Origin of the sequence: Flavobacterium sp. (assembly GCF_035760125.1) — a bacterium.
Lineage (GTDB): Bacteria > Bacteroidota > Bacteroidia > Flavobacteriales > Flavobacteriaceae > Flavobacterium.
Window position 1 is genome coordinate 22,318 of sequence record NZ_DASTTN010000560.1, and the last position, 6,126, is coordinate 28,443.

The 6,126-nt window shown below is 34.7% G+C and carries 4 protein-coding genes; all 4 read left to right on the forward strand.

Annotated features, from left to right (window positions below):
- Positions 1-41 precede the first annotated feature (41 nt).
- Positions 42-860, forward strand: coding sequence for a type I methionyl aminopeptidase (gene map / locus VFS71_RS20075; protein WP_326403494.1), 819 nt, complete (start codon positions 42-44; stop codon positions 858-860).
- Positions 860-1,624: a class I SAM-dependent methyltransferase gene (locus tag VFS71_RS20080; protein ID WP_326403496.1), complete on the forward strand. Its 765-nt coding sequence runs from the start codon at positions 860-862 to the stop codon at positions 1,622-1,624. Before map ends, VFS71_RS20080 begins: the two co-directional genes overlap by 1 nt.
- Before the next feature lie 118 nt (positions 1,625-1,742).
- Positions 1,743-4,649: a DEAD/DEAH box helicase gene (locus VFS71_RS20085; protein ID WP_326403497.1), complete on the forward strand. Its 2,907-nt coding sequence runs from the start codon at positions 1,743-1,745 to the stop codon at positions 4,647-4,649.
- Positions 4,650-4,894: 245 nt separating this feature from the next.
- Positions 4,895-6,126: DUF5103 domain-containing protein (locus tag VFS71_RS20090; RefSeq protein WP_326403499.1), on the forward strand; the 1,232-nt coding region annotated here is incomplete at its 3' end.

Consider the following 6,126-nt stretch of genomic DNA (forward strand, 5'->3'; position numbering starts at 1 on the left):
AATTTTAAAAGTGTATTTTTGCAAACTGAAAATTTGAAAATATGATTATTCAAAAAACCCGTGAGGAAATAGAATTGATGCGCGAAAGTGCATTGATCGTATCAAAAACGTTAGGAATGATAGCTTCCGAAATAAAAGAAGGTGTTACAACATTATATCTGGACAAAAGAGCAGAAGAATTCATCAGGGATCATGGTGCAGTACCTAGTTTTCTAGGACTTTACGGATTCCCAAATTCTTTGTGTATGAGTCCAAATTCACAAGTGGTACACGGAATCCCGAACAACAAACCATTGGAAAGCGGTGATGTGATTTCGGTTGACTGTGGCGCTTTCAAAAATGGATTTCACGGAGACCACGCCTACTCTTTTGAAATTGGTGAGGTTGCACCCGAAACAAAAAAATTACTTCAAGTTACCAAAGAATCTCTATACGTTGGAATCCGTGAATTGCGAGTTGGAAACCGAGTTGAAGATGTTGGGAATGCAATTCAAAAATATACTGAAGCACATGGTTATGGTGTGGTTCGAGAACTGGTTGGTCACGGTGTAGGACAAAAAATGCACGAAGATCCAGAGATGCCAAACTACGGAAAAAGAGGTCGTGGTAAACTTTTCATAGAAGGAATGGTTGTAGCTATTGAGCCGATGATTAATTTGGGAACCAAAAACATCAAACAACACAAAGACGGATGGACAATCACAACTGCTGATGGAAAACCAAGTGCCCATTTTGAACACGACGTAGCCATTATTGACGGGAAACCTGAGATTTTATCGACGTTTGCTTATATCTACAAAGAATTGGGAATCGTGAGCAATGAAGAAGATGAATTTAGAAAAATCCCACTAGTCCTATAATGAAAAAAGCCTTTAAACTTATACTCAACACCATTCCTCGTCCTATATTAATTAGATTGAGTTATGTAGCACGTCCTTTTATTGCTTTTACATTAAAAGGAGATACTTATACCGATCCAATTGACGGAAAAAGTTTCAAATCGTTCTTACCTTACGGTTACGAAACGCAACGCAACAATGTGCTTTCGCCAAGTACACTCTCGCTGGAGAGACACCGTTTGCTTTGGTTATACCTAAACGAGCAAACCGATTTTTTTACCGCACCCAAGAAAGTATTGCATTTTGCGCCAGAACAGGCTTTTTACAAACTGTTCCGCAAACAAAAAAACCTGGATTATACTACAACTGATTTATTTTCGCCTTTGGCAGATGTAAAGGCAGACATTTGCAATTTGCCTTTTGAAGACAATCAGTATGATGTCATTCTTTGCAATCACGTATTGGAACACATTCCGGATGACACCAAAGCCATGCAGGAACTTTATCGTGTTTTAAAACCGGGCGGAATGGCTATTTTGCAAATTCCACAAGATTTATCTAGAGCCGTAACTTTTGCTGATGACACGATTACTGACCAAAAGGAGCGTGCCAAAATATTTGGTCAATACGACCACGTACGTATTTATGGCCGTGATTATTTTGACAAACTAAGAAGCATTGGTTTTACCGTTGTTGAGGAAGATTACACGAATAAAATAGCTCCCGAATTGGTAGAAAAATATTGTTTGGCAAAAGGTGAAATTATTCCTGTTTGTTTTAAATAATTATTTTACAATAAGTTAAAAATCATATAAATTCCACAAATTTACACAAATCAACATGTGCAAATTTGTGGAATTTGTCTTTTAAAGAATCTAACAACAATCAAATACCCTTTTGCTTTTGGAGACTAAAAATTCTTTTCAGTTTTGCTTTGATATTAGTTTTGAGCAAAAACTAAACACGCATATTCCCACTGCTTATATTGTAGGACATTCTGAAGTTATAACTTATTTAGACAAGAAAGCGAGTCCCGAAGTTCTTCAAAGTTTTGGTGTGATTATTGAAAATTTAGACACAAACACTAAAAAAGTTTTATCTCTTTGTGAAGCGCTTAAACCAGAAACAATTTTTAAAAAATTCAGCAAAAACAGTAAATCGTCCAAAAACATTGAGGATTTACTTAAAGACAGCAAACTTGAATTTGGAATTCGGCAATTCATAAAAACTAATCTAGATCAGTTTTACACTTTAGTTTCTCAAGAAGATTTTCCGCTCTCGCTGAATCTAGGAAAAGAAAAAGATTTTCGCATTAGTCGAATTGCAACTAAGAATCCAACATTGGAAACTAGTCTTGAATTTGACAAACACGAAAACGGAATTTCCTATACATTACTCTTAAAAGATGAGACAACACTATTTCATCCTTCAAACACAGCTGTAACGCTACTTTTGGATGAACCTGGATGGTTAGTTGCCCACCATAAATTGTATCTCCTAAAAGAGATCAATACTAAAAAAATCACACCCTTTTTGAAAAACAAAACCATTGAAATTCCTTCAAAATTGGTTTCTGAATACTTTGAAAAATTCATTAAGGATGTGGCAAAAAAAGCAGATATAAAAGCCACCGGATTTGCAGTCGAACAAAAAGACAAAATCGCTTCTTGTTCACTTCAGCTAGCTCATGACTTTTTTAAGAACACTTATTTTCTAAACCTTTTATTCGACTATAACGGCTTTAGTTTTGACAATAGCAAGACTAAGAAAATCCATTCTGAAATTGATATTCGTAATTTGGATGAAATCAAAGTGATTCAATATAAAAGAACAGCCGAAGAGGCATCATTTGAAAACAAATTGCTGGAACTCGGCTTATCAAAAACTGAAAACAGCTTGTTTGAGCTTTCGCAAAAGGAAAAAAAACAAGACCCATTCGCAACCATTCAATGGGTGATAGAGAATCAGGAAATTCTCGAATCTAATGGTTTTTCAGTTAAAGATTTAAAAATCGACAGCAAGAAAATTGACCCCCACAAAGTAAGCCTTCAATTCTCGAATGAAATCAAAAGCGATTGGTTTGACATCAAAATGATAGTGGTTTGCGAATCATTTGAATTTAGTTTCAGTGAAATAATTGAGAACATAAAAAACCGAAACCGACTCTTTCTTTTACCTAATGGAAACTACTTTTTGATTCCGATTGAATGGATGACCCTTTATGGCCCAATGGCAAAATTGGCAAAAGTTCAAAATGGAAATCTTACTTTGCTAAAAAGCAATTTCGCTGTACTTGAAAACATTCCCGAGCTGAAAGATTCCGTTAATTTTAAAGCGGACATAGAATACCAATCCTCACCGTTGGTAAAAGCGACATTGAGACCCTATCAAATTGAAGGCGTCAAATGGCTTTTGGAACATTACAACAACGGTCTGGGAGCTTGCTTGGCCGATGATATGGGATTGGGTAAAACACTCCAAACCTTGACTACACTCGTTGCCGTACAAGAACAATTGGATTTTGAAAAAGCCGAAAACGTTCAACTCGATTTATTTGGAAACGAAATTCTGATGCCAAAAGAATACCTAAAAGCATTGATTGTATTGCCGTCTTCTTTGGTTTTCAACTGGTATAATGAAGCCCGAAAATTCACACCGCATTTCCGCAGAGTACAATACATTGGCAACGACAGAAAAATACTTTCAAAAAAACTGGAAAAATACGACCTGATTTTCACCAGTTATGCGATCGTTTCGAGAGACATTTCGATTTTGGAAAAATACAATTTCAGGTACTTGATTTTGGACGAAAGTCAATACATCAAAAACAAAAACTCCAAAATTTTTAAGGCCATCAATCAAGTAAAAGCCAGTTCTAAAATATCGCTGAGCGGAACCCCAATTGAAAATTCACTCGATGATTTATGGTCACAAATGCAGTTTATCAATCCAAATATATTAGGAAGTTATTCTTTCTTTTCCGAAAATTATAGATTCCCAATCGAGAAAAAACAAGACGAGAGCAGTTTACAGGAGTTGAAAAACCTCATCAGCCCTTTTATTCTGCGACGTACCAAAGAACAGGTTTTAAAAGATTTGCCAGAACTCTCCGAACAGATTTTCTATTGCGAAATGGAACCCGAACAGGAAAAATTATACGAAGAGGAAAAATCTAAAGCCAGAAACTCGTTATTAAAAACTGATGGCTCTGGAGTAGATAAAATCAATATCATCAACACGTTGATGCGCTTGAGACAGTTGAGTAATCATCCAAAAATGATTGACTCCAAATCGGAAATGGATTCGGGGAAGTATATTGCCGTTACCCGATATTTGGAAACTTTAATACAATCCAACCAAAAAACAATTGTTTTCAGTTCGTTTGTGTCCAATTTGGAATTTTATAAAACTTGGTGCAAGGAAAACAAAATAGATTTTTGCGAACTTACAGGAGAAACCCCTTTGAAAGAAAGGGAATACCAAGTCAATCGTTTCCAAGCACAAGAAAAACCTTTGTTGTTTTTCATCTCCCTGAAAGCCGGAGGTGTTGGCCTTAACATTACCAAAGCCTCTTATGTAGTTTTTCTGGATCCTTGGTGGAATCCTTTTTCAGAAAAACAAGGAATTGGCCGTGCACATAGAATTGGACAATTGAACAAAGTAAATGTAATTCGGTTTATTGCCAAAAACACTGTCGAAGAAAAAATTATCCGTTTGCAGGAAAGCAAAAAACTATTGTCTGATTCTCTTTTGGACGAAAATTACATAAGCGCTGAGATTGAGGAGAATTTGGATTTTATACTTGAATAGTTTGCCAAGATAAACGTATAAATTTTTTATCGCAGATTTGCAGATTTTAATAAAAAATCACTTTTAGCAAAATTAGCACACACGAGCAATTCGAAATGACAAAGCAAATTTATTTCTATAAAATTATAAAACTTAAATTTTAAAAAAATAAATCTGCGAATCTGCGGTTGATTTTAAACTCATACGTTTGCTCTAATTAATTTTCGTTAATTTGTACATTTACAACTCATGAACGAAAATCAATAATGAAATCAATAGCCGTTTTACTTCTTTCATTCTTTTCCCTAACTCTTACTGCCCAAGTTGAGACTGAAATAGCACCTCCTTATAACATCAAAACGGTATCTTTTGTTCAGAATAGTCAAAACGTAGTTCCTATATTTAGATTGGGAGAACAATTTGATTTTCAATTTGATGACTTATTTGGCAACGAAGCCGACTACTATTACGAAATCAAACACTGTGATTACAATTGGGTTCCTACAGACATTCCAAAAAGTGAATACTTATCTGGTTTTGACGGTCAAAAAATTCAAGAAACCGTTAACTCTTTCAATACATTACAGATTTTTACCCATTATAAATTATCCCTTCCTAATAATTACACTAAAATACTCTTAAGTGGTAATTATGTGCTCACTATTTTAAATTCAGACAAAGAAGTGGTCATGAAAAGATATTTCATTTTGTATGAAGACTTGGTAACAGTTCCTTTAAAAATTAGAAAAGCCCGAACAGTCAAAAACATTTATACAAAACATAATTTAGATTTTGAAATCAAAACGGGAGATCAAATAATGTTTCAGAACCCAATGCAAAATCTTAAAGTGCTTTTACTTCAAAACGGGAAATTCAGTACTGCCATAAAAAATGTTGCCCCACAATATACTGTCAGCAATAATTTTGTTTATAAATACGATCAGGAAACACAATTTTGGGCAGGAAACGAATTTTTGAATTTTGATTCCAAAGATCTCAAAAACGCCAATAACTACGTGAGTTTTGTCAACTCAGACAACGACATTTACAATACTCATTTGTATACCAATAATGACAAAGCCAATTTTCCATATACAAACTATTCAGACCTTAACGGAAATTTTTCAATCCGAAAACTAGACGGTGAAAACAACACTATTGAGGCAGATTATTCTTGGGTTTACTTCAGTCTTTCATCCCCTTTGGCCAATCCAAGTTCTTCTATCTATATTGTTGGGATGTTCAATAATTACAGCTTGACCCCAGAAAACAAAATGGATTTTAATTCCAAAAATGGTCTTTATGAAAAAGCTATTTTAATCAAACAAGGATTCACAAACTATCAATATCTAACAGTAAATAGCAAAGGAATTATCGATCAGGAGCATGCTATCGATGGAAATTTTTATCAAACTGAAAATGAATATTCCGTTTTGGTTTATTACAAAGGAAGCAGCGATCGATACGAAAAAGTCATCGGACGTGGAACCGCCACTTC